We start from the raw sequence: 26,166 nt of genomic DNA on the forward strand, positions 1-26,166 counted from the left end.
CCGACGGTGTACGGGGCGTAGGCAACGTGATGGGGCGGCACCCGGATTCCGGGTGCCGCCCCATCGTTGTGCCGTCGTCGTGCCCGTGGTCGTCCCCGTCCGCGGGGACTCGATCGCCGGCCGGAGCAGGTTCTCCCGGCCGGCGTCGAGGGGTGCTAGCCGAGCGCCTTGCCCGGCAGCTCGACCTTCGCGCCCAGCTCCACGAGCTTCTCCATGAAGTTCTCGTAGCCGCGGTTGATGAGGTCGATGCCGTGGACCCGGGAGGTGCCCTGGGCCGCGAGGGCGGCGATCAGGTACGAGAAGCCGCCGCGCAGGTCGGGGATGACCAGGTCGGCGCCCTGGAGCTTCGTGGGGCCCGACACGACCGCGGAGTGCAGGAAGTTGCGCTGCCCGAAGCGGCAGTCGGAGCCGCCGAGGCACTCGCGGTACAGCTGGATGTGGGCGCCCATCTGGTTGAGCGCGGAGGTGAAGCCCAGGCGGGACTCGTAGACCGTCTCGTGGATGATCGACAGGCCCGTGGCCTGCGTCAGGGCGACGACCAGCGGCTGCTGCCAGTCGGTCTGGAAACCGGGGTGGACGTCCGTCTCCAGCGCGATGGACTTCAGCTGGCCGCCCGGGTGCCAGAAGCGGATGCCCTCGTCGTCGATCTCGAAGGCACCGCCCACCTTGCGGTAGGTGTTCAGGAACGTCATCATCGAGCGCTGCTGGGCGCCGCGCACGTAGATGTTGCCCTCGGTCGCCAGTGCCGCGGACGCCCAGGAGGCGGCCTCCAGCCGGTCCGACAGGGCGGCGTGGTTGTAGCCGCCGAGCTTGTCGACACCGGTGATGCGGATCGTGCGGTCGGTGTCCATCGCGATGATGGCGCCCATCTTCTGGAGCACGCAGATGAGATCCTCGATCTCCGGCTCCACGGCCGCGTTCGAGAGCTCGGTGGTGCCCTCGGCCAGGACGGCCGTCAGCAGCACCTGCTCGGTCGCGCCGACGGACGGGTACGGCAGCCGGATCTTCGTGCCGCGCAGCCGCTGCGGGGCCTCCAGGTACTGGCCGTCCTCCCGCTTCTCGATCTTCGCGCCGAACTGGCGCAGCACGTCGAAGTGGAAGTCGATGGGCCGGCCGCCGATGTCGCAGCCGCCCAGGCCCGGGATGAACGCGTGGCCGAGGCGGTGCAGGAGCGGGCCGCAGAACAGGATCGGGATCCGGCTCGAACCCGCGTGGGCGTCGATGTCGGCGACGTTGGCGCTCTCCACGTAGGTCGGGTCGAGCACGAGCTCACCCGGCTCCTCACCCGGTCGGACCGTCACACCGTGCAGCTGCAGCAGGCCGCGTACGACCCGCACGTCACGGATGTCCGGAACATTGCGCAGCCGACTCGGCTCACTGCCCAGCAGGGCGGCGACCATGGCCTTGGGTACGAGGTTCTTCGCACCGCGGACACGGATCTCGCCCTCGAGCGGGGTGCCGCCGTGGACAAGCAGTACGTCGTCAGAGCCGTTGACGGTCATGTATCTCGCGTTCCATGGATGGTGGATTGGGGCAAGGGCCGTTGGTGTCGGGGGCAGGGCCAGATGAGACAGAGTAATCGCCGCACGCCCCTGTCCCGTAAGCCCAGGGACCACCCAGGTACGTCATAGCTGTGTCACAACACGAACCGTTCCCCGCCGGGCACATGGGGTCACCGCCGCCCGCCCCGCGGCCCCGCGCGCCCGCCCCGCGCCCGTGCGCGTCCCGTGTGCCCGCATTGCCTCCCCACTTCACGGGAAGATGCGGGATCATGTCTGGCATGACCGAGGTGTCCTCGCTCACGGGGCGGCTGCTCGTGGCAACGCCCGCCCTGGCGGACCCGAACTTCGACCGCGCGGTGGTGCTCCTTCTCGACCACGACGAGGAGGGCTCCCTCGGCGTCGTCCTCAACCGGCCCACACCGGTGGGCGTGAGCGACATCCTGGAGGGCTGGGCGGATCTCACCGGGGAACCCGGCGTCGTCTTCCAGGGAGGCCCGGTCTCCCTCGACTCGGCCCTCGGGATCGCCGTCATCCCGGGTGGCGCGGCCGTCGACGGCACCCCGCTCGGCTGGCGCCGGGTGCACGGCGCGATCGGCCTCGTCGACCTGGAGGCCCCGCCGGAACTCCTGGCCTCGGCCCTCGGCTCCCTCAGGATCTTCGCCGGATACGCCGGCTGGGGCCCGGGCCAGCTGGAGGACGAGCTGGGCGAGGGCGCCTGGTACGTCGTGGAGTCCGAACCCGGCGATGTCTCCTCGCCGTCCCCCGAGAGGCTCTGGCGCGAGGTGCTGCGCCGGCAGCGCAGCGAACTCGCGATGGTGGCGACCTATCCGGACGACGCTTCGCTCAACTGACGGGTGTGAGCTTCGGGACCCGGCTTCAGTACCCTTGGCGCCATGAGCACTCTTGAGCCTGAGACCCAGCCCCAGCGAGGCACTGGGACGGGAACCCTCGTAGAGCCGACGCCGCAGGTGTCGCACGGCGACGGGGACCACGAGCGCTACGCCCACTACGTCCAGAAGGACAAGATCATGGCGAGCGCCCTCGACGGGACGCCCGTCGTGGCGCTGTGCGGCAAGGTCTGGGTGCCCGGCCGCGACCCGAAGAAGTACCCCGTCTGCCCCATGTGCAAGGAGATCTTCGAGTCCATGGCCGGCGGCGGCGACGACAAGGGCAAGGGCGGCGACAAGAAGTAGCCGCAGGGACTTTCCGAGGCCCCCGGGGCGCGTTGTGACGCGCCCCGGGGGCCTCTGCGCGTCTCCGGCCGTCCGAGGGCGTCCCGCCCTGTCGTGTCGCGATTGTCGTTGCACGGGGTGCGTCCGGTGGTCACGAAGTGGTGGAGACCTCTTGTCGGCGCGTCGAGGTGGTCCCTACCCTCGGCCCCCGGCGTGTTGTGCGGAGCGAAACGGTCATTGCGGATGATGCAACGAGACTCGGAGGGTCGCGCCCTGCGGCTGATCCTGTCCGCGGCGGCGCCGCCGTGTCCGCGGCTGCCGCGCCGGCGGGGCGACGAGCGGTGGGAGGGGTGCGCGTGACATCCGCGGATTCCTTCCGGCGCGCCCTCGGGCAGCCGGAATTCGGCCGCCACTTCCTCGACGGCCTTGTCGTGGCGGGCGCGGTGGCGATCGCCTCCGCAGCCATCGCCTCCGCAGTCGTCGCCTCCGCGGTGATCGCGTTTCCCGCCGGGACCGCCGTGACCCGATTCCGGCTTCCCTTCCGCACCACCCTGCCGACCATGTTCCCGAGGGCCCGGATGGTGCCTCGGGAGGCACTCGCGAGCCTCTTGTTCCTTCCCGTGCGGGACTTCGCGATCCGGATGAGGAGAGGGTTCGGGAAAGCGTTTCCGGAGGCGCCGGAGGGAAGCCGCGTACCTCGACGGGGCGAGCCGTACGCGCTTTCCGCGGCGGACCCCTTTCCCGCTCGTCCCGCCGGGTCCGGTGGCCCCGAGCGGGATTTCCCCCGTCTCCGTGCGAACGGTTTCCTCTTCGCGAAGTCCTTCATCGGCGGCGGCCCCGGATCCGGTGTTCCCCGTACTCGTACAGCGACGCCCGGTCTCCGGGCCGGGCGAAGCGGTAAAGGACCTTCATGACTTCACTGATCCCCGTGCCGCGCCGTGTCGTCGCGGGCTCCGGCGAGGTACGGCTGACCGGGCGCTCCCGGCTCCACGCGGGGACCGGCACGGAGGGCGTCGGCCGGTGGCTGCGTGCCGTCCTGTGGCAGGCGACCGGCCTGCCGCTGCACGAGGGGCGGGAGCCCGACGACACCGACGCCGACGGCATCGGGCTCCGGCTGGACCCCGGGCTCGGCTGCGAGGAGTACCGCCTCGTCAGCGACGGGACCGGGGTCCTCGTCGAGGGCGGCGGCGCGGCCGGGGTCTTCCACGGCGCCCAGACCCTGCGGCAACTCCTCGGCCCGGACGCGTACCGCAAGGCCCCGCTCGACCGCAACCGCGTCTGGACCGTGCCGCACGTCACGATCGAGGACGGCCCCCGATTCCGCTGGCGCGGCCTCATGCTCGACGTCGCCCGGCACTTCATGCCCAAGGACGGTGTCCTGCGCTACCTGGACCTGATGGCGGCGCACAAACTCAACGTCTTCCACCTCCATCTGACGGACGACCAGGGCTGGCGGATCGAGATCGAGCGGTACCCCCGGCTGACCGAGGTCGGTTCCTGGCGGGCCCGCACGAAATTCGGTCACCGGGCATCCCCGCTGTGGGACGAGAAGCCGCACGGCGGCTACTACACGCGGGACGACATCCGGGAGATCGTCGCCTACGCCGCCGAGCGGCATATCACCGTGGTCCCCGAAATCGACGTCCCCGGCCACTCGCAGGCCGCGATCGCCGCGTATCCGGAACTCGGCAACACCGACGTCGACACCGCGTCGGGCGACAACTCCGCGTCCGGCGACGGGGGTAGCACCCGTACCGCCCTCTCCGTGTGGGACAGCTGGGGGATCAGCCCCCACGTACTCGCCCCCACCGACCACACCCTGCGCTTCTACGAGGGGGTCTTCGAGGAGGTACTGGAGCTGTTTCCCTCGGAGTTCATCCACGTCGGGGGAGACGAATGCCCCAAGGACGAATGGCGGCGCTCGCCGGCCGCCCAGGCCCGCATCCGGGAACTCGGACTCGCCGACGAGGACCAGCTCCAGTCCTGGTTCATCCGGCACTTCGACACCTGGCTCTCCGCGCGCGGGCGCCGGCTCGTCGGCTGGGACGAGATCCTCGAGGGCGGGCTCGCGGACGGCGCGACCGTGTCGTCCTGGCGTGGCTACGCGGGCGGGATCGCCGCCGCGCGGGCCGGGCACGACGTCGTGATGTGCCCCGAGCAGCAGGTGTACCTGGACCACCGGCAGGACGACGGCGCGGACGAGCCCGTGCCGATCGGGTTCGTACGCACCCTGGAGGACGTCTACCGGTTCGAACCCGTTCCCTCGGAGCTGACACCCGAGGAGGCGGACCACGTGCTCGGCACGCAGGCCAACCTGTGGACCGAGGTGATGGAGGACCACACGCGCGTGGACTACCAGGCCTTCCCCCGGCTCGCCGCCTTCGCCGAGGTCGCCTGGAGCGGCCTGCCCGCCCCCGAGGAGCGGGACTTCGCCGGCTTCGAACGACGGATGCGGGCCCACTACGAGCGGCTCGACGCGCTGGGTGTCGGCTACCGCCCGCCGGGCGGTCCGAGGCCGTGGCAGCGGCGGCCGGGTGTCCTGGGGCGCCCGATCGACGGCCCGCCGCCGAAACGGTGATACCGCACGACCCGGATAAACCCCGGCACAGCCACCGAAGAGTGGCAATCGGTGTGCGCCGGTCATGTCGTACGAAAACGGACCATCTACCCGATGAGGTGGGCGAATGCCTCCTAGCGGACCCCCGCGTTCGGGTGTTGCGAAGATGTGCCAGAGTTGCCACGTCCGCCCTGTCAGCACGTACCGTACGGCAGCACAGGTGGGACCAGGTGGGGCAGCGGGAAGGGGTAGCCGGTTTTGACCACGCACGCACCGCAGGCGGGGCAGGCCGTCACGCTGCCCACGACGCTGGACGAAGCCGTGGCGGCGCTTGCCGCCATGCCCGCCGCCGTGCCCGTCGCCGGCGGCACCGACCTCATGGCCGCCGTCAACTCGGGGCAGCTCAGGCCCACCGCGCTGGTCGGCCTCGGCCGCATCAGCGAGATCCGCGGCTGGCAGTACCAGGACGGCCACGCGCTGCTCGGCGCCGGACTCACCCACGCGCGGATGGGCCGCCCCGACTTCGCCGCCCTGATCCCGGCGCTCGCCGCGGCCGCGCGCGCCGCGGGCCCGCCGCAGATCCGCAACGCGGGCACCCTCGGCGGCAACATCGCCTCGGCCGCTCCCACGGGCGACGCGCTGCCCGTGCTGGCCGCCCTGGAGGCGACCCTGATCATCGCGGGCCCGGGCGGGGCCCGCCGTGAGATGCCGGTGTCGCACCTGCTGGCCGGCATGGAGATGCTGCGCGGCGGCGAACTCATCGGGTACGTGCGCGTGCCGCTGCTGCACGCCCCGCAGATCTTCCTGAAGGCGACCGGCCGCACCGGCCCTGGCCGCGCGGTGGCCTCCGTGGCGCTGGTCCTCGACCCCGCCCGGCGGGGCGTCAGGTGCGCCGTCGGGGCCATAGCGCCGATGCCGCTGCGGCCGCTGGAGGCCGAGCAGTGGGTCGCCCGGCTCATCGACTGGGACAACGGCCGCACCATCGTCCCCGAGGCGCTGACCGCCTTCGGGGAGTACGTCGCCGCCGCCTGCATCCCCGACCCGGTGCCGGACGTGGACGGCTCCGTACCGGAACTTCCGCCCGCCGTACTGCACCTGCGGCGCACCGTCGCCGCACTGGCCCGACGAGCACTGGGGAGGGCGCTGTCGTGAGCGACGACCGGCACGCACCCGGACACGGACACGGACAGGAAGACGGGCAGGGCCAGGGCGCGCCGCAGGGCGGCGGCCGCTGGGACCCGCTGCCCCAAGGGGACTACGACGACGGCGCGACCGCCTTCGTGAAGCTCCCCGAGGGCGGCATCGACGCCTTCCTGGCCGCCCGCGGCGACAGCCCGCTCGCCGCGCCCGGCCACGGGTACGTGCCGCCGCAGATAGCGGTGGCACCCCCCACGGACGGGGCCTGGGCGGCCCCGGCCGGCGGCTCCGACTGGCCCGTCCCGCAGGACACCCCCCAGACGGTGGGCGACGACCGGTTCACGTACCACCCCGGCGCGACCGGCCAGTGGGCCTTCGAGGACACCTCCGGGACGTCGGCCGGACCGCCGTCCGCGCCCGGCCACGACGTGACGGGCCAGTGGTCGATCCCCGTCGCGGGCGGCGACCTGCCCGACGAGTCGGGCGAGTTCACCACTTCGTCCCTGGTCGAGCAGTGGGGCGGCACGCCCCCGGCCACCCTGCCCGGCGGCGCGTCCGCGCCCTGGGCGACGGAACCGGCGGGCCCGGACCACGGGGTGCAGGACCAGGCGTGGGCGCGGCACACCGACACGACCGCGCGGCCGGCGGCCGACCTGCCCGGATTCGGGCACGCGCCGGAGCACGGCCCGGAGCACGGCCCGGCGGCCGTGGACCCCGGCCGGCACCACCCCGCCGCCGACCACACCGGGCAGCACCGGCATCCGGCCGGGACGTTCGCCCCGGAGATCTCCGCCGAGGCGTACACGGTGGCCCCGAGCGGCCCCCCGGAGACCGCCGGGCGAGACGCTCAGCGGGCCGCTGAGGCCGAGGAGGACGCCGAGGCGCCCGGGAGCGCCGAGCACGCCCACGAGGCCGCCCACGAGCCCGCCGAGGCCGCCCACGGCCCCGCGGAGCCGCCCGCCGAACCCGCCGCCCCGCACGGAACCGCGCGCGGCCCGGCCGAGGCACCCGAGGACCGGTCCGCCGGCACGGACGCCCCGCACGAGCCCGAGGCGGACGCGGCGCCCGGCACCGCCTCCCCGCGGCCCGCCGAGGCCGCCGGACCGGCCGAACCCGACGGGTCCGCCGAGGAGACGGACGAGGACGACGCCCCGGCGCCGTTCCACGAGGAACACCCCCTCGCCGCCTACGTGCTGCGCGTCAACGGCTCCGACCGGCCCGTCACCGACGCCTGGATCGGCGAGTCGCTGCTCTACGTCCTGCGCGAGCGACTCGGTCTCGCGGGCGCCAAGGACGGCTGCTCGCAGGGCGAGTGCGGAGCCTGCAACGTCCAGGTCGACGGGCGGCTCGTCGCCTCCTGCCTGGTCCCGGCCGTCACCACCGCCGGCAGCGAGATCCGCACCGTCGAAGGCCTGGCCGTCGACGGCCGTCCCTCGGACGTGCAGCGTGCGCTCGCCAAGTGCGGTGCCGTGCAGTGCGGCTTCTGCGTGCCCGGCATGGCGATGACCGTGCACGACCTGCTGGAGGGCAACCCGGCCCCCACCGAACTCGAGGCCCGCCAGGCCCTGTGCGGCAACCTGTGCCGCTGCTCCGGCTACCGGGGCGTCCTGCGGGCCGTCCAGGACGTCGTCGCCGAACGCGAGGCCGTCGCCGCCGCCGAAGCCGAGACGGACGGCGACGAGGCACGTATTCCGCACCAGGCGGGACCGGGCGCCGGAGGCGTCCACCCGTCGGCGTTCGAGAACCCTGCACAGCCCCATCCGCATGACCCGGCATACGGACAGGGCCAGGACGGAGGCCAGGCGTGAGCAACGAGACGGTCACCACGACGACCCCCGTGGACCCCGCCCCGGCCCCCGAGCCGATCCCGCACGGCCTCGGCGCCTCCCTGCAGCCCGCCGACGCGCGCGCCAAGACGGAGGGCACCTTCCCGTACGCGGCCGACCTGTGGGCCGAGGGACTGCTGTGGGCGGCCGTGCTGCGCTCGCCGCACCCGCACGCGCGCATCGTGTCCATCGACACGTCACACGCGCGTGAGATGCCCGGAGTCCGGGCCGTCGTCACCCACGAGGACGTCCCCGGCCGCGCGCTGCACGGCCGCGGCAAGGCCGACCGTCCGGTGTTCGCCTCCGACGTCGTACGCCACCACGGCGAGCCCATCGCGGCCGTCGCCGCCGACCACCCGGACACCGCGCGGATGGCCGCCGCGGCCGTCATCGTCGAGTACGAGGTGCTCGACCCGGTGATCGACCCCGAGCAGGCCTTCGAGGCGGAGGCGCTGCACCCCGACGGCAACCTGATCCGGCACATCCCGCTGCATCACGGCGACCCCGCCGCGGCCGGCGAGATCGTGGTCGAGGGCCAGTACCGCATCGGCCGCGCCGACCCCGCCCCGATCGGCGCCGAGGCCGGCCTCGCCGTGCCCCGCCCCGACGGCGGCGTGGAGCTCTACCTCGCCTCCACCGACCCGCACACCGACCGGGACACCGCCGCCGCCTGCTACGCCCTCGAACCCGAGCGCGTGAAGATCGTCGTCACCGGGGTGCCCGGCGCCACCGCCGACCGGGAGGACCAGGGCTTCCAGCTCCCGCTCGGCCTGCTCGCGCTGAAGACCGGCTGCCCGGTGAAACTCACGGCCACGCGCGAGGAGTCCTTCCTCGGCCACGCCCACAGACATCCGACGCTGCTGCGCTACCGCCACCACGCCGACGCCGACGGCCGGCTGGTGAAGGTCGAGGCGCAGATCCTGCTGGACGCGGGCGCCTACGCCGACACCTCCGCCGAGGCACTGGCCGCCGCGGTCTCCTTCGCCTGCGGCCCCTACGTCGTCCCGAACGCCTTCATCGAGGGCTGGGCGGTCCGCACGAACAACCCGCCCTCCGGCCATGTGCGCGGCGAGGGCGCGATGCAGGTCTGCGCCGCCTACGAGGCGCAGATGGACAAGCTGGCCAAGAAGCTCGGCATCGACCCGGCCGACCTGCGGCTGCGCAACGCCATGGCGACCGGGGACGTCCTGCCCACCGGCCAGACGGTGACCTGCCCGGCACCCGTGGCCGAACTCCTCCAGGCCGTCCAGGAGTTCCCCCTCCCGGCACTCCCCAAGGACACGCCCGAGGAGGACTGGCTGCTGCCCGGCGGCCCCGAGGGCGCGGGCGAACCGGGCGCGGTGCGCCGGGGCGTCGGCTACGGCCTGGGCATGGTGCACATGCTGGGAGCCGAGGGCGCCGACGAGGTCTCCACGGCGACCGTGAAGGTCCAGGACGGCATCGCGACGGTCCTGTGCGCGGCGGTGGAGACGGGCCAGGGCTTCACGACGCTGGCCCGCCAGATCGTCCAGGAGACGCTGGGCGTGGACGAGGTCCACGTGGCCCCCGTCGACACCGACCAGCCGCCCGCCGGCCCCGGCTGCCGCGGCCGCCACACCTGGGTGTCGGGCGGCGCGGTGGAGCGCGCGGCGAAGATGGTCCGCACGCAGTTGCTCCAGCCGCTGGCGCACAAGTTCGGCATGTCCACGGAACTGCTCCAGATCACGGACGGCAAGATCACCTCGTACGACGGCGTCCTGTCGACGACCGTCACGGAGGAGATGCACGGCAAGGAGCTGTGGGCCACGGCCCAGTGCCGCCCGCACCCGACCGAACCGCTGGACGCCGCCGGCCAGGGCGACGCCTTCGTCGGTCTCGCCTTCTGCGCGATCCGCGCGGTCGTGGACGTCGACATCGAGCTCGGCTCGGTCCGGGTCGTCGAACTGGCGGTCGCCCAGGACGTCGGCCGGATCCTCAACCCGGCGCAGCTCACCGCGCGCATCGAGGCCGGGGTGACCCAGGGCGTCGGCATCGCGCTCACCGAGAACCTCCGCACGCCGAGGGGTCTGCTCCGCCACCCGGACCTCACCGGCTACGCGCTGCCCACGGCCCTGGACGCCCCGGACATCCGGATCGTCAAGCTGGTCGAGGAACGCGATGTGGTCGCCCCGTTCGGCGCGAAGGCCGCCAGCGCGGTCCCGGTGGTGACCTCGCCCGCGGCGATCGCCTCCGCCGTGCGGGCCGCGACGGGCCGCCCCGTGAACCGGCTGCCGATAAGGCCCCAGGCGGCCGTGGTGACGGACCGGTGAACGACCGGCACCCGACGCCGGACACACCTGCGGACACACCCCCGGACCCGGACTCGGTCCGGGTCTCGGACTCCGACCCGGTATCGGGCGGGGGCCCGGACCCCCAGCGGTACGAACCTCCGCCGAGCGTGGGCAAGCTGCTGGGCTGGATCCTGCTGTTCGTGGTGGCCGCGGTGGTCGTGGTGCTCGGCGGCGTGTACCTCACCTGAGAGGTGAGCGGGCCCGAGAGGGAACTCGCGAGGCCGCGCCGACGTCTGTCAGTGCGGGACCGGTGACGGGTGCGCTGGGTGTGTGTTGGGCGCGGTCGCCGTTCCCGGCCGTTGTCAGTGGTGCCGCATAGGCTGCGGAGCAGTGGGACGGCGCACGCAACTTTCCGCACGGGGGACCCGATGGGCACGACCAGGACCACCACGGCCACGACGACGATCATCTTCACCGAGGACGAGCTCTACCCGTACGTCACGCACGCGCCGACCCGGCGCTGGCTCACCGGCCCCGGTCTGCCCGCGACCGCGGGCGACGGCGGCCTGCTGACGTTCGACGCGCTGCGCACGGACGGCCTGCGCACGGTCGGGGACTCCACGGGCGACCCCGACGGTCGGCTGGCGGCGGAGCTGCGCGACCGGCTGGTGATCGGCGGGCTCCTGGGCGCCGACGGCCGCGAGACGGAGTCCGTCCTGCTCGACGGCATCACGGGTGAGATCTCCACCACGTACTTCCTGCACGACCGCCCCGACCTGATGGACCCCCGCCCGCTCGCGCCCTCCCTGGAAAAGCTGGTGCGCTTCGCGACGGCGGTGGACGAACTGGCGGCCCTGCGCGGCCAGTTCGCCTGCTACGCGAGCCGGCTCGGGCCGAAGGCGGTGGCGGAGGCGTCACAGCAGCTGCTGGCGCTCTTCGAGGCGGGCGCCGAGGACACGGGCGGCGCGTCGGGCCCCTTCTGGAAACTGGCCGCGGTGATCCGCCCGCTGGCCCTGGTGGCGGGCCCCGGCACGGTGTCGGGCCTGGCCCTGGATCTGCCGGTCCGTCTCCTGGACGAGGAGTTCGGCTCCGGCGAGGTCGTCCGCTTCGAGGACGTCGACTGCCCGAGAGCGCTCACGCACGCCCCGACCCGCCGCTTCCTGCGCGAGGTGGGTCTGCCGGAGGAGGTCGTCTGGTTCTCGCTGGAGACGGACATGCCGCTCCAGACCCTCGCCGAGTACTACGCGGACGACCGCGGCGGTGCCCTCACCGAGGAGCGGCTCCCCGCGAACGCCGACCGCCTGATCCGTCTGGGCAACCTCCTGGAGGACACCAGCCTGGTCGTCGACGGCGCCACGGGCGCGGTGCTGAGCTGGAGCGAGCCGGACCTCGGCCTGCGCCCGCTCAACGCCGACATCTCCACGCTGGCGTTCACCTTCTGGCTGATACGCCGTGAGCGGGCCCTGGACGCGGTGCACCAGCTGACCGAGGCCTACGACCAGCTCGCCGAGACGATGTCCCGCACCCTGGCCGCGGTCGACCCGGTCGCCTGCGACCCGACCCCGGTCGCGGCCGTCCCCACGGACGACGGCCGACGGTACTGGCCCGGCGTCTTCGAGGACGAGGCGGGCGGGGGCCTGTACGCGTAGCCCCGCGCCCGCGGCGGTCGTCCCGCTCCGCGGTCAGCTCCTGCGGCAGCGGCCGACGTCGATCCGTACGATCTGCGGGTCGTGGTCGCTGGCCTGGTCGGCGAACTCGGCGTTGATGTGCACCACGTCGTAGTCGTAGTGCGTGACGGCCGGGCTCGTGAGGATGTGGTCCAGGGTCTGCGCGTTGCCGTCGTACACGTAGGTGTACCGCTCGGCGGCCGGCAGGGTGGTGATCAGCGGTGTGAGCACCTTGCCGTCGGTGAGCGTGGTGACGGTCCGGGAGAACTCGTAGTCGTTGAGGTCGCCGAGCACCACCGTCTTGGCGTTCTTGTCCGCCGCGAGCAGGGACTTGACGAAGGAGTTCACCTCGGCCGCCTGCGCCTGGCGCTGCGTCTCGGAGCTGCGCGACGGCGGCTGGTAGCGGCCGTGCAGGGGCTGGTCGCCGCCCTTGGAGGTGAAGTGGTTGGCGATCACGAAGACCGTCTCACCGTGGAAGACGAACTCGCCGACCAGCGGCTTGCGGCTGCTGTCCCAGGCATCGGAGGCCGGGTCGATGCGCCCGGGGGAGGCGGTGAGCTTCGCGCCCTTCCTGGTCTTCACCACGCCGGTGGCCTTGACGGCGTCACCGCCGGCCCGGTCCGTGAAGGAGACCCGCTCGGGGTTGAAGAGGAAGACCTGACGGATGTTGCCGCCGGGCTCGCCACCGTCCTGGTTGTCGGTCGGGGCGATGTAGCGCCACTGGTAGCGGGGGCCGCCGGCGGCGCGGATGGCGTCGGTGAACCGCTTCAGGGTGGCCTCGGAGGTGACGGTGCCGTCGTTGGTGGCGCCGTTGTCGTCCTGGATCTCCTCCAGGGCGACGACGTCCGGGGAGTTGAGGTTGACCGCGACACCCCGCGCGAGCCGGTCGATCTTCTCCTGGGCGTCCAGCGCGTCCAGGTTCTCCACGTTGTACGTGGCGACCGCGAGCTCGTCGCCCTTCTGCCGCCGGGTCACCTCCTGCCGCAGCCCGTTGTCGACCAGGGTGCCGAGCTGGGTGGCCTGGACGTTGTAGCCGCCGTAGGTGGAGTAGTCGAGCGGGCCGGTGGTGGTGCCCGACAGTTCGTCGCCGACGTCGGCGGAGGGGAAGGAGGCCGTGGTGTCGAGCGACATGACCTCCAGCCGGCCGGTGTTCGGCTGGTCGTAGGAGGAGTACAGCGTGCCGCCGCGGGTCGTGGCGTTCTCGTCCGGCTTGACGGTCACCCACAGCTCGCCGTACGCGTCGCTCGCGCCGACGACACGGGCGTCGGAGAACGCGACCCGCATGCCCTCCGTCGACTCGTAGAAGTCCTGCGCGTACACGGCCGGTTCGAGGGCGAGCGACTCGATGCTGCCACCACCGGCGGTGGGGATGTACGCGGCGGGCACGGCGGTCGCGTTCAGGGCGACGGCGGCGGGCAGCGCGTTGCCGCTGGACAGCACCGTCGTGGTGGGCGCGGTGAGCTCGGTGACCGACTGGCTGGTGCTGCTCGGGTAGTACTCGCTGACCTTGCCGCCGACCAGCACGGAGTCACCGACGGCGACGGTGGGCGCGGCGGACCCGGTGTACACGAACACGCCCTCGCTGGTGCGGGAGTCGGTGTCCGCCGCCGGATCCTGGATCCAGTAGCCCTTGGACCCGGAGGTCCGCACCCCGGTGACGACGCCCGGCACCCGGCTGACGGTCTGTCCGGCGAGCGGGGAGAGCCGGGTGGTGCCCTGGATGTCGTGGACGCGGACGGTACCGGGCGTGGTCGGATCGCCGTCGCCGTCCCCTCCGTCTCCGTCACCGCCACCCGAACCGGGCGTCTGACCAGCGGAGTTCACCGGCGAGGGGGTGCCGGCCGTGAGGTCGGCGGCGTTGTCGTCGGTGTCGCCCAGGGCGGCACCCCGCGCGACGGCGGCGGTGTTGGAGGCTCCGGTGGCGGGCCCGCCGCCCTCGCGCACGAGGGCGCTGCCGTAGCCGACCAGGTCCACGATCCGGCCGTCGGCGGCGCAGTCGGCGGCGGTCTTGCACGTCAGGGCGGTGGTGCCGGAGACCAGTGCGATGGTGCCGCTGGTGGCGCTCATGGCGACGGACCCGGTGGCGTCGGCGGTGGGCAGCGGGGTGCTGCCGCCGGTCCCGGCGGCCTCGGCGACGAGGAAACGCCCGCCGGGCGCGACGGCCCCGCTCAGCGCCGTCACCTGCCACAGCGAGGACGCCGACGGCGTACCCGGCAGGTACTGCACGCTGTACCCGGCCAGGTCATAGACGGCCGAACCCGCGTTGCCCAGCTCGACGAAGTCCCGTGTCAGGGCCGCCCCCGAGTTCCCGCCACCGCCGTACACCTCGGAGATGACCGCGGTGGCGGACGGCGTCGCGTAGGCGGCGGGCAGCGAGGTGATGGCGAACGCGCTCGCCACCCCCACGGAAATGAGCGCGTAGGCGGCACGGCGGGGGCTGTTCCCTACGGGTCTTACGGGTCTGGACACGCTGGAGGTCTCCTCGTACGTCGTCGTGTACGGCCGATGGCGGTGTGGGGGAGTCGGCTCAAGTTACGCGCGTAGAGAGGGCGTTGTTAAGGGGTCGTAGGTTAAATCGCGGGAACGGAAGGGTGTTGTGCCACCAGGGAGCGTGTGCCACCGAGAAACGGGGAGGCCCCCGCCCGACGCCGACGCCGACGCCGACGCCGACGCCGACGCCGACGCCGACGCCGACGCATCCGGACCCACGCGATGTCGCTTTTCTCGCCCGGCGCCGGGTCGCCTCACCGGCCCGGACCCGATGGCTCACAGGCCGTCCGGCCGGCCATTTGCTCCCGTAGCAGACACCCGAGGGGGCGAATAGGCTGGTCGTAGGGGTCGTCGGCAGGGTTCGATCCGAGGAGCCTTCCATGAGGAAGAACAGAAGGGGCGCCTGGCGTGCGGCGGGATTCGTCACCGCACTTGCCACGGCCGCCGCGCTCGCCTCCGTCGCACCGGTTCAGGCTCAGTCCACCGCTCAACTGTCCGCGTGGGTCAGCGACGGCTGGGGCGGCGGAACCATCACCAGCCGGCCCGCCGGCATCAACTGCCACCAGTCGGCCTGGGATCCGTACGCGAGCAACGAACCGCAGCCGTACCCGACCGGCACCTGCACCGCGAGCTTCGAGGTCGGAACGACGGTCACCTTCACCGCCACCGCCGACTCGGGTTCCTCCGTCAACGACGGCCCGACGCCGAACCCCGTCACCATCCGGACCGGTTACAACTTCACCTGGGTGATGTTCTGCCCGGACGGCGGCCTCTGCTCGGCAGGCTGAAAACCGGCAGGGCGGCACCCCCGAAGGGGTACCGCCCTCTCGTCCTGCCCGGCAGGGCAAGTAGAGGCCGTGGCGGGAATTGAACCCGCGTACCTCGCTTTGCAGGCGAGTCCCTGGGCCACTCGGGCACACGGCCGGGTCGGGTGCGGGGTGTCTGCGCCCCGTTCCGAACTTGGTAGGTCGACCGTAGGGGCGGGGTGGGGACGGGCTCAAGGGCAGCGCCGGGGCCGCAACGCGACTGCCATACGCCGTTCATGAAGCGAGGGCGCGCGATCGTGGTCGTAGGACCATCGTCCCGGGCACGGACCCGCCTTCCGACAGGGGTCAATGTCGGTTGCGGACCTTACTCTGGCGACCATGGCTGCCCTCGAACCCCGCGACTCCGGTGTCGCCGACGATGTCCTGTCCTCCGCCGACCTGGAGCGCCGCGACGCGACCGACGCGCCCGACGCGACCGAGACGACCGGCGGGGCCCGGGAGACCGTTCTCGGGCGTTCGCATCGGGCGCTCACGATCGGGATCGTCTCCGTGGTGCTGCTGATCGCCTTCGAGGCGACCGCCGTGGGGACCGCCATGCCGGTGGCGGCGCGGGAGCTCGACGGGGTGGCGTTGTACGCGTTCGCGTTCTCCGGGTACTTCACCACCAGCCTGTTCGGGATGGTGTTCGCCGGGCAGTGGTCGGACCGGCGGGGGCCGCTCGGGGCGCTGGGCGGGGGCATCGCGGCCTTCGCCGCCGGGCTGCTCCTCTCCGGGAGCGCCGGGGGCATGTGGGTGTTCATCCTCGGGCGGGCCGTGCAGGGGCTCGGCGGGGGGCTGGTGATCGTCGCCCTGTACGTGGTCGTCGGGCGGGCCTACCCGGAGCGGCTGCGACCCGCGATCATGGCCGCGTTCGCCGCCTGCTGGGTGGTGCCGTCCGTGGTCGGACCGCTGGCCGCGGGTGCGGTGACCGAGCGGCTGGGGTGGCGGTGGGTCTTCCTCGGGATACCCGCCCTCGTCGTGCTGCCGCTCGCGCTCGCGCTGCCCGAGATTCGGCGGCGGGCGAGTGGCCCGGTGGCGGGCACGGCCGTGGGGGCCTTCGACCGGCGGCGGATCCGGCTCGCCCTCGGGATCTCACTCGGCGCTGGACTCCTGCAGTACGCCGCCCAGGATCTGCGGCCCCTCTCGCTCGTCCCGGGAGCCGCCGGCGTCGCGCTGCTCGTGCCCGCCGTGCTCGGGCTGCTGCCGCGCGGCACCTGGCGGGCGGCCCGCGGGCTGCCGTCCGTCGTGCTGCTGCGCGGCGTGGCCGCGGGGTCGTTCATCGCCGCCGAGTCCTTCGTGCCGCTGATGCTCGTGACGCAGCGGGGGCTGAGCCCGACCCTCGCCGGGTTCTCGCTCGCGGCGGGCGGGGCGGCCTGGGCGCTGGGGTCGTGGGTGCAGTCACGGCCGTGGGCGGAGCCGTACCGGGAACGGCTGATGGCCCTCGGAATGGTGCTTGCGGCGGCCGCCATCGCCGCCGCGCCCGGCGTCCTGATCCCGTCCGTACCCGTCTGGACCGTGGCCGTCGCCTGGGGCTTCGGATGCCTGGGCATGGGGCTGGTGATCTCGTCCAGCAGCGTGCTCCTGCTGCATCTGTCCGCCCCCGAGGAGGCCGGGGCCAACTCCGCGGCCCTCCAGATCTCGGACGGGCTGTCCAACGTGCTGCTGCTGTCGGCGGGAGGCGCCGCCTTCGCGGCGCTCGGCGGCGGCAGCGTGGCGCACGCGACGACGGCAGCGGCTTCCGGCGGCTCGCATCCGGCGGCCTTCGCCGCCGTCTTCCTGCCGATGTCGGCCGTCGCGCTGTTCGGGGCCTGGGTGACGACGCGGCTGCGGGCCGAATCACGATGACACCACGTGGTACCAGCCGGTACCGTCAGGGCATGGCCGGACTGAACCTGCGCTTCACGGACGAGGAACTCGATGCCCTCCGGGAGCGCGCACAGGCGGAGGGGCGCAGCATGCAGGCCTTCGCGCACGACGCGGTGATCAGGGCCGTGAGCGAGCACGCGCGGCTCTTCGACGAGGCCGCCGAGCACGTGCTGAAGGCCAGCGCCGAGCTGAACCGGCGGCTCGCCTGATGCACCACCTCACCTTGCCCGAGCTGCTGGACCTCACCCGGCGCCTCGGGGCGGACGAAGTGCGCGACTACGGACTGCTGGACTCCGCCCTGGCCCGCCCCCGGTCGAGTGTGTTCGGGCAGGACGCCTATCCGGACGTGTGGCGCAAGGCCGCGGCGCTGATGGAGTCCCTGGCCCGCAACCACGCTCTCGTCGACGGCAACAAGCGCATCGCCTGGTACGCGACCTGGGTCTATCTGCATCTGGACGGTCATCCACTGGCCGTGGACTTCGACGTGGACGAGGCCGAGCGGTTCGTGCTGGACGTGTGTCAGGGCGTCCTCGACGTACCGACGATCGCGGCCCGGCTGCCGCGCTTCGCGCGCTGATCCGGCGCCACCCGTCTTCTGTGACCTGGGTCCCACCCGCACGCGACCCGGTGTCGTTCGCTCGTTGACGGCGGCGGGCCGCCGGTAGGGTGGCCCGGTTGTCATACCCAGCCGAGAGCCGAGCAGCCCGCCCGTCAGCCGCCCGTCAGCCGTCCGTCGACCGTCCGTCGGCCGCCCCACCGCCCCGTCCGACGCGCTTCGCGCGGCCCCTCTGATTCGACCCCGAACCCGGAGACCGTGACTACCACCGCCGCTTCCTCCACCTCCCACTCCCACCACCTGTCACCGGCCTTCCCGGGCCGGGCCCCCTGGGGCACCGCGAGCAAGCTGCGGGCCTGGCAGCAGGGGGCGATGGAGAAGTACCTCCAGGAGCAGCCGCGCGACTTCCTCGCCGTCGCCACCCCCGGCGCCGGCAAGACGACCTTCGCGCTGACCCTCGCCTCCTGGCTGCTGCACCACCATGTCGTGCAGCAGGTGACCGTGGTCGCGCCGACCGAGCATCTGAAGAAGCAGTGGGCGGAGGCCGCCGCGCGGATAGGGATCCGGCTGGACCCCGAGTACAGCGCGGGCCCGCTCAGCAAGGACTACCACGGCGTCGCCGTGACGTACGCGGGTGTCGGCGTCCGCCCGATGCTGCACCGCAACCGGAGCGAACAGCGCAAGACCCTCGTCATCCTCGACGAGATCCACCACGCCGGTGACTCCAAGTCCTGGGGCGAGGCCTGTCTCGAGGCCTTCGAGCCCGCGACCCGCCGGCTCGCGCTCACCGGTACGCCGTTCCGCTCCGACACCAACCCCATCCCCTTCGTGACGTACGAGGAGGGCAACGACGGGATCCGGCGCTCGGCCGCCGACTACACGTACGGCTACGGGTCCGCGCTCGCCGACCAGGTCGTCCGGCCCGTCATCTTCCTCTCCTACAGCGGCAACATGCGCTGGCGGACCAAGGCCGGCGACGAGATCGCGGCGCGGCTCGGCGAGCCGATGACCAAGGACGCGATCAGTCAGGCCTGGCGTACGGCGCTGGACCCGCGCGGCGAGTGGATGCCGAGCGTGCTGCGCGCCGCCGACCAGCGGCTCACCGAGGTCAGGAAGGCCATCCCGGACGCCGGCGCGCTCGTCATCGCCTCCGACCAGGAGTCGGCCCGCGCCTACGCCAAGCTGATCCGGGAGATCACCGGGTCGAAGGCGACACTCGTGCTGTCCGACGACACCGGCGCGTCCAGCCGCATCGACGACTTCAGCGGCGGCAACGACCGCTGGATGGTCGCGGTGCGGATGGTGTCGGAAGGCGTCGACGTGCCGCGGCTCGCCGTCGGGGTCTACGCGACGACCATCTCCACGCCCCTGTTCTTCGCCCAGGCCGTCGGGCGCTTCGTGCGGTCCCGGCGGCGCGGCGAGACCGCCTCCGTCTTCCTCCCGACCGTGCCCGACCTGCTCACCTTCGCCAACGAGATGGAGGTCGAGCGCGACCACGCCCTCGACAAGCCCAAGAAGGAGGGCGAGGAGGATCCGTACGCCGAGTCCGAGCAGGAGATGGACGAGGCGAACAAGGAGCAGGACGAGGACACCGGCGAGCAGGAGCAGTTCGCCTTCGAGGCGCTGGAGTCCGAGGCCGTCTTCGACCGGGTGATGTACAACGGCGCAGAGTTCGGCATGCAGGCCCACCCGGGAAGCGAGGAGGAGCAGGACTACCTCGGCATTCCGGGTCTGCTGGAGCCCGACCAGGTGCAGATGCTGCTCCAGAAGCGGCAGGCCAAGCAGATCGCGCACAGCCGCAAGAGGCCGGACACCGAGGCCGATCTGCTGGAGCTGCCGGCCGAGCGGCGGCCGGTCGTCTCGCACAAGGAGCTGATGGAGCTGCGCAAGCAGCTCAACACCATGGTCGGGGCGTACGTCCACCAGAGCGGCAAGCCGCACGGGGTGATCCACACCGAGCTGCGACGGGTGTGCGGTGGTCCGCCGAGCGCGGAGGCGACGGCGGGGCAGCTGCGGCAGCGCATCGCCAAGGTGCAGGAGTGGGCGACCCGGATGAAGTGAGGGCGCCCCTGTCCTCACGGCGTCCCGTCGGCGGCCCTCGTCGCCCCTCCGTCCTCCGGGGGCGCGAGCCACGGCGTCACGCTCCGTACGTATCGGGATAAAAGCAAGTAGTCCACACCGGCCACTGCCCGGATTCTGGACGGAGCCTTCCGCTCAGCGAACCTGCTTCGCTACTGTCCCGCTACGCACACGCCCCGTGGCAGCGCCGCCGCGGAGCGCAGCCGTGAAGCGACTGGGCCCGGACACGCCGGGCCCATCTGTCGATCGGCGGCCTCTGTAGCGCGTCACTGACGGGACTCGGTGACGCATCCGCCGCGATGGAGGTTGCCGGCCTCACCACTTAAGGAGTGGGCGTCGTGACCGCGGAGACCTCCCAGACGCTCGATCGAGGACTGAAGGTCCTCAAACTGCTGGCCGATACCGACCACGGGCTGACCGTCACCGAACTTTCCAACAAACTGGGCGTCAACCGGACCGTTGTGTACCGGTTGCTCGCCACCCTCGAACAGCACGCCCTCGTACGACGTGACCTGGGCGGACGAGCCAGGGTCGGCCTCGGGGTGCTGAGGCTGGGCCGCCAGGTGCACCCGCTGGTGCGGGAGGCAGCGCTGCCCGCGCTGCGGTCGCTTGCCGAGGACATAGGGGCGACCGCGCATCTGACCCTGGTGGACGGGACGGAGGCGCTCGCCGTCGCCGTCGTCGAGCCGACCTGGACCGACTACCACGTGGCCTACCGGGCCGGGTTCCGGCATCCGCTGGACCGCGGGGCCGCCGGCCGGGCGATCCTCTTCGCCCGGCAGCACGCGGCGCATCCGGCGGACGAACCCGGCTACACGCTGACGCACGGAGAGCTGGAGGCCGGCGCGAGCGGAGCCGCGGCGCCGCTGCTGGGCGTGACCGGGGTCGAGGGCAGCGTGGGAGTGGTGATGCTGGCCGACGCGGTGCCGGAGCGGGTGGGGCCACGGGTCGTGGACGCGGCGCGGGAGGTGGCGGAGGCACTGCGCTGACTCCGCGAGGGCCTTGGGGCCGAAACACGTCGTCACGTTAGATTGACCTCGTGCTCTCACGCCTCTCACGCCCCAAGGCCCTCACCGTCTGCGCTCTGCCGCTCGTGGCACTGCTCGCGACGGCCGCGTTCGCGCCGCTGCCGTTCTCGGTGGCGCAGCCGGGCATGACGGCGAACGTCCTCGGCGAGAACAAGGGCAACCCGGTCATCACGATCACCGGCGCGCCCACCCGGAAGACGAGCGGGCAGCTGCGGATGACGACGATCGAGGCGACCAACCCCGACACGGACATCAGGCTCTCCGATGTCGTCGACGGCTGGTTCAGCGCCGATCAGGCGATCATGCCGCGCGACTCCGTCTACCCCAGCGGGGAGAGCACCAAGGAGATCGAGCAGCACAACACCGAGCAGATGCGGCAGTCCCAGGACGCCGCGACCGAGGCCGCGCTGACGTACCTCGACCGTACCGACGACGGCATCGAGGTCACGCTGAAATTGTCCGACGTGGGCGGCCCCAGCGCCGGGCTGCTGTTCTCGCTCGGCATCGTCGACAAGCTCGACGGCGACGGCAGCGGCGGCGACCTCACCGGCGGTCGCACCATCGCCGGTACCGGGACCATCGAGGCCGACGGCACGGTCGGCGCGGTCGGCGGCGTGGCCCTGAAGACGCAGGCCGCCCGGCGGGACGGGGCGACCGTGTTCCTGGTGCCGAAGGCCGAGTGCGCCGACGCGAAGGCCGAACTGCCCAAGGGACTCCGGCTGATCCCGGTCACCACCCTGAAGAACACGGTGACCACCCTGACCGCCCTGGAGAAGGGCAAGGGCTCGGTACCGAGCTGTTAGACGACCACGGGCGAGGGCCGAGGCGCGGTGGCGAGCCGCAGACCGGCACAGGCAGCCAACGGCTGGACCGGGGGCGGTACTTGGCGGGCGCGGTCATCGGCGGGCGCGGTGCCCGATGGGGCCGCTACTTGACGAAGCCCTCCTTCTTCATCCAGTCCAGGGCCACCTGGTGGGGATCCTCGCCGTCGACGTCCACCTTGGCATTGAGGTCCTGGGCCACCGTGTTGTCCAGTTTCCTGGTCACCGGGTCGATGACCTTCGCGATCGCCGGCCACTTCTTCAGCGTCTTGGAGTTGATCACGGGGGCCGCGTTGTAGTTGGGGAAGAACTTCTTGTCGTCGGCCATCACCACCAGGTTCATGGACTTGATGCGCCCGTCGGTGGTGAACACCTCCCCGTAGGTACACGCACCCTTCTGGATCTGGGTGTAGATGATCCCGGTGTCCATCTGCGTGACCCGCGACGCGGCCACGGACATCCCGTACGCCTTCTCCATGCCGGGCAGCCCGTCCGCCCGGTTGGCGAACTCGCTCTCCACGCAGAGCGTCACGGCGCCCGGGTCGGACTTCGACAGCGTCGCCACCTGCGACAGGGTCCTGGTGCCGTACTTCCGGAAGTTGGCCTGGTTCATGGCCAGCGCGTAGGTGTTGTTCAGCCGCGACGGAGGCAGCCAGGTCACGCCGTTCTTCAGGTCGGCGTCGTGCACGGCCTGCCACTGCGCCTGCGGATCGGTGACGGGCTCGCTGTTGCCCTGGTAGGTGATCCAGGCGGTGCCCGTGTACTCGTACATGGCGTCGGCGTCGCCGTTCCTGACCGCCTCGCGCGAGCCGATGGAGCCCTGGATGCCGGTGCGGTCCAGGACGTCCGCGCCGGCCGCCTGGAAGGCGATGCCCATCATCGCGCCGAGGATGAGGTTCTCGGTGAACGACTTGGACGTCACGGTGAGATCGGCGCCCTTGAGCGGCTCGCCCTGCCCGATCGACCCGGGCGAGACGTCGTCGACCATGGGGGAGCCGCTGGTGAGCCCGCACCCGGTCAGTCCGTAGCCCGTCAGTCCGTAGCCCGCGAGTGCCGCCAGGGCTCCGGCGGTCGCACGGCGGCAGCGCTTCACGAGTCCACCTCCAGGCCCCGCGGCCGCAGCAGCACTTCTGCCAGCGAGGCCAGCCAGTCGACGAGCAGGGCCAGCGAGACGGTGAGGATCGAGCCCAACACCAGCACCGGCATGCGCTGGTTGGTGATGCCGGTGGTGATCAGCACGCCCAGGCCGCCGCCCCCGCCGAAGGTCGCCAGCGTCGCCGTGCCGACGTTGAGGACGAGGGCCGTCCGCACGCCGGCCAGGATCAGCGGGACGGCCAGCGGCAGCTCGACCTTGCGGAGCACCCCCAGCGCGGACATCCCGATGCCGCGGGCCGCCTCCAGCAGCGTCGGGTCGTTCGACTTCAGGCCCGCGATGGTGTTGGCGAGGACCGGCAGGATCGCGTAGGCGATGATGCCGATCAGGGCGGCCTTCGTGCCCGTGCCCAGCCAGATCACCAGCAGGGCGAGCAGTCCGATGGCGGGTGTCGCCTGCCCCATGTTGGCGACGGCCATCGCGAACGGCGTGGCTCGGCGCAGCGAACCCCGGGTCAGCAGGATGCCGAGCGGGATCGCGATGATCAGCACGAAGAAGGTGGAGATCACTGTGAGCCGCACCTGCTGCCACAGCGCCTTCGACACCTGCCCGTTCGACAGCGCGTTCTCGGAGATGGGATCCAGGTCCGCCTGCTGGAACCACAGCCAGGTCGCGAGCAGTACGGCGACGAGGAAGGCGGGCAGGAAGGTCAGCTTCCGCCAGGTGAGGCGACGGCGGGGCGGGGGCGGCAGCGGCGGTCTCGTGCCGTTGCGCGCGCCCCCCTCGGCGACCGCGTCCGCGGCGCCGTCCAGCGGCCCGTGCGTTCCGTCCGGGCTGCGGCTCTCGTCCAGGTCGGGAGTGTTCACGCCTTCGCCTCCCCGCCCGGGCCCTCCTGTTCCGCGTGCGTCTGCGCGGCCCGGGCCTCCTCCAGCTCGTGTTGCGCCTCCAGTGCCTCCAGCCGGTCGGCCTCCAGCAGTTCGTGCACGGAGTTCAGCAGCGTCTCCATGTCGACGACCCCGGTGTACTCGCCGCGCCGCCCGGTGACCGCGACCCGCCCGGTGTTGTCGGTGAGGACCGCCTCCAGCGCGTCCCGCAGGGTGGCGTCCCGGGTCACCGTGTCACTGACCTGCGTTCCGGCCCGCGCCAGCGAGCCCCGGGCCCGCATCAGGTCCCCGCGGCGCAGCCACTTGTAGGGCCGGCCGCGCTGGTCGAGGAGCAGGATCTCGTTCGTGCCGCTGGAGCGGAGCTTGTTGAAGATGGACTGGAGCGGGTCGTCGACGGTCACCGTCGGGTAGTCGGTGATCTCCACGTCCCGGACCCGGCTCAGGTTGAGCCGCTTCAGCGCCGCCCCCGCCCCCACGAACCCGGACACGAAGTCGTCCGCCGGGTTGGTGAGGATCGCCTCCGGGGTGTCGAACTGGGCGATGTGCGAGCGTTCGCGCAGCACCGCGATCCGGTCGCCCAGCTTGATCGCCTCGTCGAAGTCGTGAGTGACGAAGACGATCGTCTTGTGCAGCTCGTGCTGGAGCCGGATCAGCTCGTCCTGGAGGTGGTCGCGGGTGATGGGGTCGACCGCGCCGAACGGCTCGTCCATCAGCAGGACGGGCGGATCCGCCGCCAACGCCCGTGCCACGCCGACCCGTTGCTGCTGGCCGCCGGACAGCTGGCGGGGGTAGCGGCCGTGGAACTCGCCGGGGTCGAGCCCGACCAGGTCGAGCATCTCCTCGACTCGGTCCCGGATCCGCGCCTTCGGCCAGCCGATCATCCTCGGCACGAGCGCGATGTTCTGCGCGACCGTCATGTGCGGGAACAGCCCGGACGACTGGATCGCGTAGCCGACCTTGCGGCGCAGCTTCACCGGATCGATGTCGGTGACGTCCTCGCCGTTGATCCGGATCCGGCCGCCGGTCGGCTCGATCAGCCGGTTGATCATCTTCAGTGTGGTCGACTTCCCGCAGCCCGACGGGCCGACGAAGATGACGGTCTCGCCCGCCTTGATCTCCATGGTCACGTTGTCGACGGCGGGGTTGGGGTTGCCCGGATAGCGCTTGGTGAGGTTCACCAGCTCGATCGTCGCCCCGTGGGCGCCGTCCCCGGACGCGGTCTCAGACACGGATCCCCCTGGGAATCGTCAGCCGTCCGATGAGGACGTACGCGGCGTCGAACAGCAGGGCCAGGACGATGATCCCGAGCGTGCCCGCCAGGACCTGGTTCAGCGCGTTCTTGCTGCCGAGCGAGGCGATGCCCCGGAAGATCTCGTTGCCCAGGCCCGGCCCGGAGGCGTACGCGGCGATGGCGGCGATGCCCATCAGCATCTGGGTCGAGACCCGGATCCCGGTGAGGATCGGCGGCCAGGCCAGCGGCAGCTCGACCCGCAGCAGCCGCATCGCCGAGGACATCCCGATGCCCCGGGCCGCGTCCACGAGCGTGGGGTCGACGCCGCGCAGCCCCACGATCGCGTTGCGCACGACCGGCAGCAGCCCGTACAGGGTTAGCGCGATCACCGTCGGCGGTACGCCGAGTCCCACGAGCGGGATCAGCAGACCGATCATCGCGAGCGACGGGACGGTGAGGATCGCCGAGGTGCCGACGGTGGCGAGGTTGCCCGCCCAGCCGCTGCGGTAGGTGACGACGCCGATCACGACGCCGATCACGGTCGCCATGAGCATGCACTGGAAGACGAGGCTGGCCTGCTGGAAGGCGTCGGCGATCAGCTGCTGGTGACGGTTGCCCAGGTACTCCCAGAAGCTCACACGCCCTCACCGCCCCATGTCGACCGCATCCGGCTGGGTCCGGGCTAGGTTCCTGGTCGCCTCTCCCGGGCGTCCTCGGCCGCCTGCTCCACCAGCGGGATGATCCGCAGCGGAACGGGGTTCTCCATCACGATCGCCGTGGAGGCCCGGACGATCCCATCAAAACCGACGACCAGGTCGATCACCCGCTGGAGATCGGCGTTGGAGCGGGCCACCAGCCGGCACAGCATGTCCCCGCCACCGGTCGTGGTGTGCAGCTCCAGCACCTCCGGCACGGACCCCAAGTGGGCCCGTACATCGGCTCCTTGCCCCTGCCGGATCTGCAGCGTGGCGAACGCCGTGACCGGGTAGCCGAGCGCCGCCGGATCGACCTCGGGGCCGAATCCCCGGATGACTCCATTCGACTGAAGCCGGTCGAGCCGGGCCTGCACCGTCCCGCGGGCCACCCCCAGCCGCCGGGACATCTCCAGCACTCCCAGGCGCGGCTCCCTGGCCAGCAGCACGATGATCCGGCCGTCCAGTCGGTCGATCGCCATACCCGCCCGCCTCCGCGATGGTCACCCT

Annotated in this window: 22 protein-coding genes and 1 tRNA gene; 15 read left to right on the forward strand and 8 right to left on the reverse strand. The window is 72.2% G+C overall.

Annotated features, from left to right (window positions below; genetic code table 11):
• Positions 1 to 155 precede the first annotated feature (155 nt).
• Entirely contained in the window at positions 156 to 1,502 is a 1,347-nt protein-coding gene (gene murA / locus OG440_RS22815) for a UDP-N-acetylglucosamine 1-carboxyvinyltransferase (protein ID WP_406008642.1), read from the reverse strand.
• Positions 1,503 to 1,780: 278 nt separating this feature from the next.
• On the opposite strand from murA, the gene OG440_RS22820 reads away from it, so the two are divergent.
• From OG440_RS22820 to OG440_RS22855, 8 genes are all read left to right on the forward strand, one after another.
• Positions 1,781 to 2,353 (forward strand): YqgE/AlgH family protein, encoded by a 573-nt coding sequence (locus OG440_RS22820; RefSeq protein WP_057600444.1) that lies wholly within the window; start codon positions 1,781 to 1,783, stop codon positions 2,351 to 2,353.
• Positions 2,354 to 2,395: 42 nt separating this feature from the next.
• Complete coding sequence (locus OG440_RS22825) at positions 2,396 to 2,695, forward strand: DUF3039 domain-containing protein (RefSeq protein ID WP_078616040.1); 300 nt, start codon at positions 2,396 to 2,398, stop codon at positions 2,693 to 2,695.
• A gap of 889 nt (positions 2,696 to 3,584) precedes the next feature.
• Positions 3,585 to 5,252: a beta-N-acetylhexosaminidase gene (locus OG440_RS22830; RefSeq protein ID WP_406008643.1), complete on the forward strand. Its 1,668-nt coding sequence runs from the start codon at positions 3,585 to 3,587 to the stop codon at positions 5,250 to 5,252.
• 237 nt (positions 5,253 to 5,489) lie between these two features.
• Entirely contained in the window at positions 5,490 to 6,383 is an 894-nt protein-coding gene (locus OG440_RS22835; protein ID WP_406008644.1) for an FAD binding domain-containing protein, read from the forward strand.
• Positions 6,380 to 8,176 carry a 2Fe-2S iron-sulfur cluster-binding protein gene (locus tag OG440_RS22840; protein WP_406008645.1) on the forward strand — a complete coding sequence of 599 codons (1,797 nt, stop codon included), beginning with the start codon at positions 6,380 to 6,382 and terminating at the stop codon, positions 8,174 to 8,176. Before OG440_RS22835 ends, OG440_RS22840 begins: the two co-directional genes overlap by 4 nt.
• Positions 8,173 to 10,482: a xanthine dehydrogenase family protein molybdopterin-binding subunit gene (locus tag OG440_RS22845; RefSeq protein ID WP_406008646.1), complete on the forward strand. Its 2,310-nt coding sequence runs from the start codon at positions 8,173 to 8,175 to the stop codon at positions 10,480 to 10,482. The genes OG440_RS22840 and OG440_RS22845 overlap by 4 nt, the downstream gene beginning before the upstream one ends.
• Positions 10,479 to 10,691: a hypothetical protein gene (locus tag OG440_RS22850; protein WP_406008647.1), complete on the forward strand. Its 213-nt coding sequence runs from the start codon at positions 10,479 to 10,481 to the stop codon at positions 10,689 to 10,691. Before OG440_RS22845 ends, OG440_RS22850 begins: the two co-directional genes overlap by 4 nt.
• 180 nt (positions 10,692 to 10,871) lie before the next feature.
• A complete protein-coding gene (locus OG440_RS22855; protein WP_406008648.1) occupies positions 10,872 to 12,092 on the forward strand; it encodes an SUKH-4 family immunity protein in 1,221 nt (406 codons plus the stop codon).
• Between the two features lie 33 nt (positions 12,093 to 12,125).
• Here OG440_RS22855 and OG440_RS22860 read toward each other — a convergent pair whose 3' ends face one another.
• A complete protein-coding gene (locus tag OG440_RS22860; RefSeq protein WP_406011428.1) occupies positions 12,126 to 14,516 on the reverse strand; it encodes a lamin tail domain-containing protein in 2,391 nt (796 codons plus the stop codon).
• A 464-nt stretch (positions 14,517 to 14,980) separates the two neighbouring features.
• On the opposite strand from OG440_RS22860, the gene OG440_RS22865 reads away from it, so the two are divergent.
• A complete protein-coding gene (locus tag OG440_RS22865; protein ID WP_406008649.1) occupies positions 14,981 to 15,388 on the forward strand; it encodes a hypothetical protein in 408 nt (135 codons plus the stop codon).
• A 64-nt stretch (positions 15,389 to 15,452) separates the two neighbouring features.
• On the opposite strand, the gene OG440_RS22870 is transcribed toward OG440_RS22865, so the two are convergent.
• Positions 15,453 to 15,524: transfer RNA gene (locus tag OG440_RS22870), tRNA-Cys, on the reverse strand.
• 221 nt (positions 15,525 to 15,745) lie between these two features.
• On the opposite strand from OG440_RS22870, the gene OG440_RS22875 reads away from it, so the two are divergent.
• The 6 genes from OG440_RS22875 to OG440_RS22900 all read left to right on the forward strand — a co-directional run bounded on the left by OG440_RS22875 (position 15,746) and on the right by OG440_RS22900 (position 21,738).
• The gene (locus OG440_RS22875) at positions 15,746 to 17,251 is read left to right on the forward strand and encodes an MFS transporter (RefSeq protein ID WP_406008650.1); all 1,506 of its coding nucleotides are present in this window, start codon (positions 15,746 to 15,748) and stop codon (positions 17,249 to 17,251) included.
• Positions 17,252 to 17,283: 32 nt separating this feature from the next.
• Positions 17,284 to 17,481 carry a hypothetical protein gene (locus OG440_RS22880; protein ID WP_406008651.1) on the forward strand — a complete coding sequence of 66 codons (198 nt, stop codon included), beginning with the start codon at positions 17,284 to 17,286 and terminating at the stop codon, positions 17,479 to 17,481.
• Positions 17,481 to 17,849: a type II toxin-antitoxin system death-on-curing family toxin gene (locus OG440_RS22885; RefSeq protein WP_406008652.1), complete on the forward strand. Its 369-nt coding sequence runs from the start codon at positions 17,481 to 17,483 to the stop codon at positions 17,847 to 17,849. The genes OG440_RS22880 and OG440_RS22885 overlap by 1 nt, the downstream gene beginning before the upstream one ends.
• Positions 17,850 to 18,086: 237 nt before the next feature.
• Entirely contained in the window at positions 18,087 to 19,889 is a 1,803-nt protein-coding gene (locus tag OG440_RS22890) for a DEAD/DEAH box helicase (RefSeq protein ID WP_406008653.1), read from the forward strand.
• Between the two features lie 356 nt (positions 19,890 to 20,245).
• Positions 20,246 to 20,896: an IclR family transcriptional regulator gene (locus tag OG440_RS22895; protein ID WP_406008654.1), complete on the forward strand. Its 651-nt coding sequence runs from the start codon at positions 20,246 to 20,248 to the stop codon at positions 20,894 to 20,896.
• A gap of 50 nt (positions 20,897 to 20,946) precedes the next feature.
• Complete coding sequence (locus tag OG440_RS22900) at positions 20,947 to 21,738, forward strand: S16 family serine protease (protein WP_406008655.1); 792 nt, start codon at positions 20,947 to 20,949, stop codon at positions 21,736 to 21,738.
• A 124-nt stretch (positions 21,739 to 21,862) separates the two neighbouring features.
• On the opposite strand, the gene OG440_RS22905 is transcribed toward OG440_RS22900, so the two are convergent.
• Genes OG440_RS22905 through OG440_RS22925 form a run of 5 tightly spaced genes read right to left on the reverse strand, consistent with a single transcriptional unit; the run spans position 21,863 to position 26,138 of the window.
• On the reverse strand, positions 21,863 to 22,849 hold the full coding sequence (locus OG440_RS22905) for a glycine betaine ABC transporter substrate-binding protein (RefSeq protein WP_406008656.1): 987 nt from the start codon (positions 22,847 to 22,849) through the stop codon (positions 21,863 to 21,865).
• Complete coding sequence (locus OG440_RS22910; RefSeq protein ID WP_406008657.1) at positions 22,846 to 23,715, reverse strand: ABC transporter permease; 870 nt, start codon at positions 23,713 to 23,715, stop codon at positions 22,846 to 22,848. Before OG440_RS22910 ends, OG440_RS22905 begins: the two co-directional genes overlap by 4 nt.
• Positions 23,712 to 24,962 carry a betaine/proline/choline family ABC transporter ATP-binding protein gene (locus OG440_RS22915; protein ID WP_406008658.1) on the reverse strand — a complete coding sequence of 417 codons (1,251 nt, stop codon included), beginning with the start codon at positions 24,960 to 24,962 and terminating at the stop codon, positions 23,712 to 23,714. The genes OG440_RS22910 and OG440_RS22915 overlap by 4 nt, the downstream gene beginning before the upstream one ends.
• Positions 24,955 to 25,602, reverse strand: a complete 648-nt coding sequence (locus tag OG440_RS22920; RefSeq protein ID WP_406008659.1) for an ABC transporter permease — start codon at positions 25,600 to 25,602, stop codon at positions 24,955 to 24,957. Before OG440_RS22920 ends, OG440_RS22915 begins: the two co-directional genes overlap by 8 nt.
• Before the next feature lie 44 nt (positions 25,603 to 25,646).
• Positions 25,647 to 26,138: an Lrp/AsnC family transcriptional regulator gene (locus tag OG440_RS22925; RefSeq protein WP_406008660.1), complete on the reverse strand. Its 492-nt coding sequence runs from the start codon at positions 26,136 to 26,138 to the stop codon at positions 25,647 to 25,649.
• Between the last annotated feature and the right edge of the window lie 28 nt (positions 26,139 to 26,166).

It is taken from the genome of Streptomyces sp. NBC_00637 (assembly GCF_045161545.1).
In the GTDB taxonomy this organism is placed as follows: domain Bacteria; phylum Actinomycetota; class Actinomycetes; order Streptomycetales; family Streptomycetaceae; genus Streptomyces.

What these genes read in the sequence shown, in the direction of transcription:
- OG440_RS22820 (WP_057600444.1), top strand. Translation starts at nt 1,781, where the DNA reads ATGACCGAGGTGTCCTCGCTCACGGGGCGGCTGCTCGTGGCAACGCCC.
- OG440_RS22865 (WP_406008649.1), top strand. Translation starts at nt 14,981, where the DNA reads ATGAGGAAGAACAGAAGGGGCGCCTGGCGTGCGGCGGGATTCGTCACC.
- OG440_RS22925 (WP_406008660.1), bottom strand. Translation starts at nt 26,138, where the DNA reads ATGGCGATCGACCGACTGGACGGCCGGATCATCGTGCTGCTGGCCAGG.
- murA (WP_406008642.1), bottom strand. Translation starts at nt 1,502, where the DNA reads ATGACCGTCAACGGCTCTGACGACGTACTGCTTGTCCACGGCGGCACC.
- OG440_RS22880 (WP_406008651.1), top strand. Translation starts at nt 17,284, where the DNA reads ATGGCCGGACTGAACCTGCGCTTCACGGACGAGGAACTCGATGCCCTC.
- OG440_RS22885 (WP_406008652.1), top strand. Translation starts at nt 17,481, where the DNA reads ATGCACCACCTCACCTTGCCCGAGCTGCTGGACCTCACCCGGCGCCTC.
- OG440_RS22830 (WP_406008643.1), top strand. Translation starts at nt 3,585, where the DNA reads ATGACTTCACTGATCCCCGTGCCGCGCCGTGTCGTCGCGGGCTCCGGC.
- OG440_RS22825 (WP_078616040.1), top strand. Translation starts at nt 2,396, where the DNA reads ATGAGCACTCTTGAGCCTGAGACCCAGCCCCAGCGAGGCACTGGGACG.
- OG440_RS22875 (WP_406008650.1), top strand. Translation starts at nt 15,746, where the DNA reads ATGGCTGCCCTCGAACCCCGCGACTCCGGTGTCGCCGACGATGTCCTG.
- OG440_RS22855 (WP_406008648.1), top strand. Translation starts at nt 10,872, where the DNA reads ATGGGCACGACCAGGACCACCACGGCCACGACGACGATCATCTTCACC.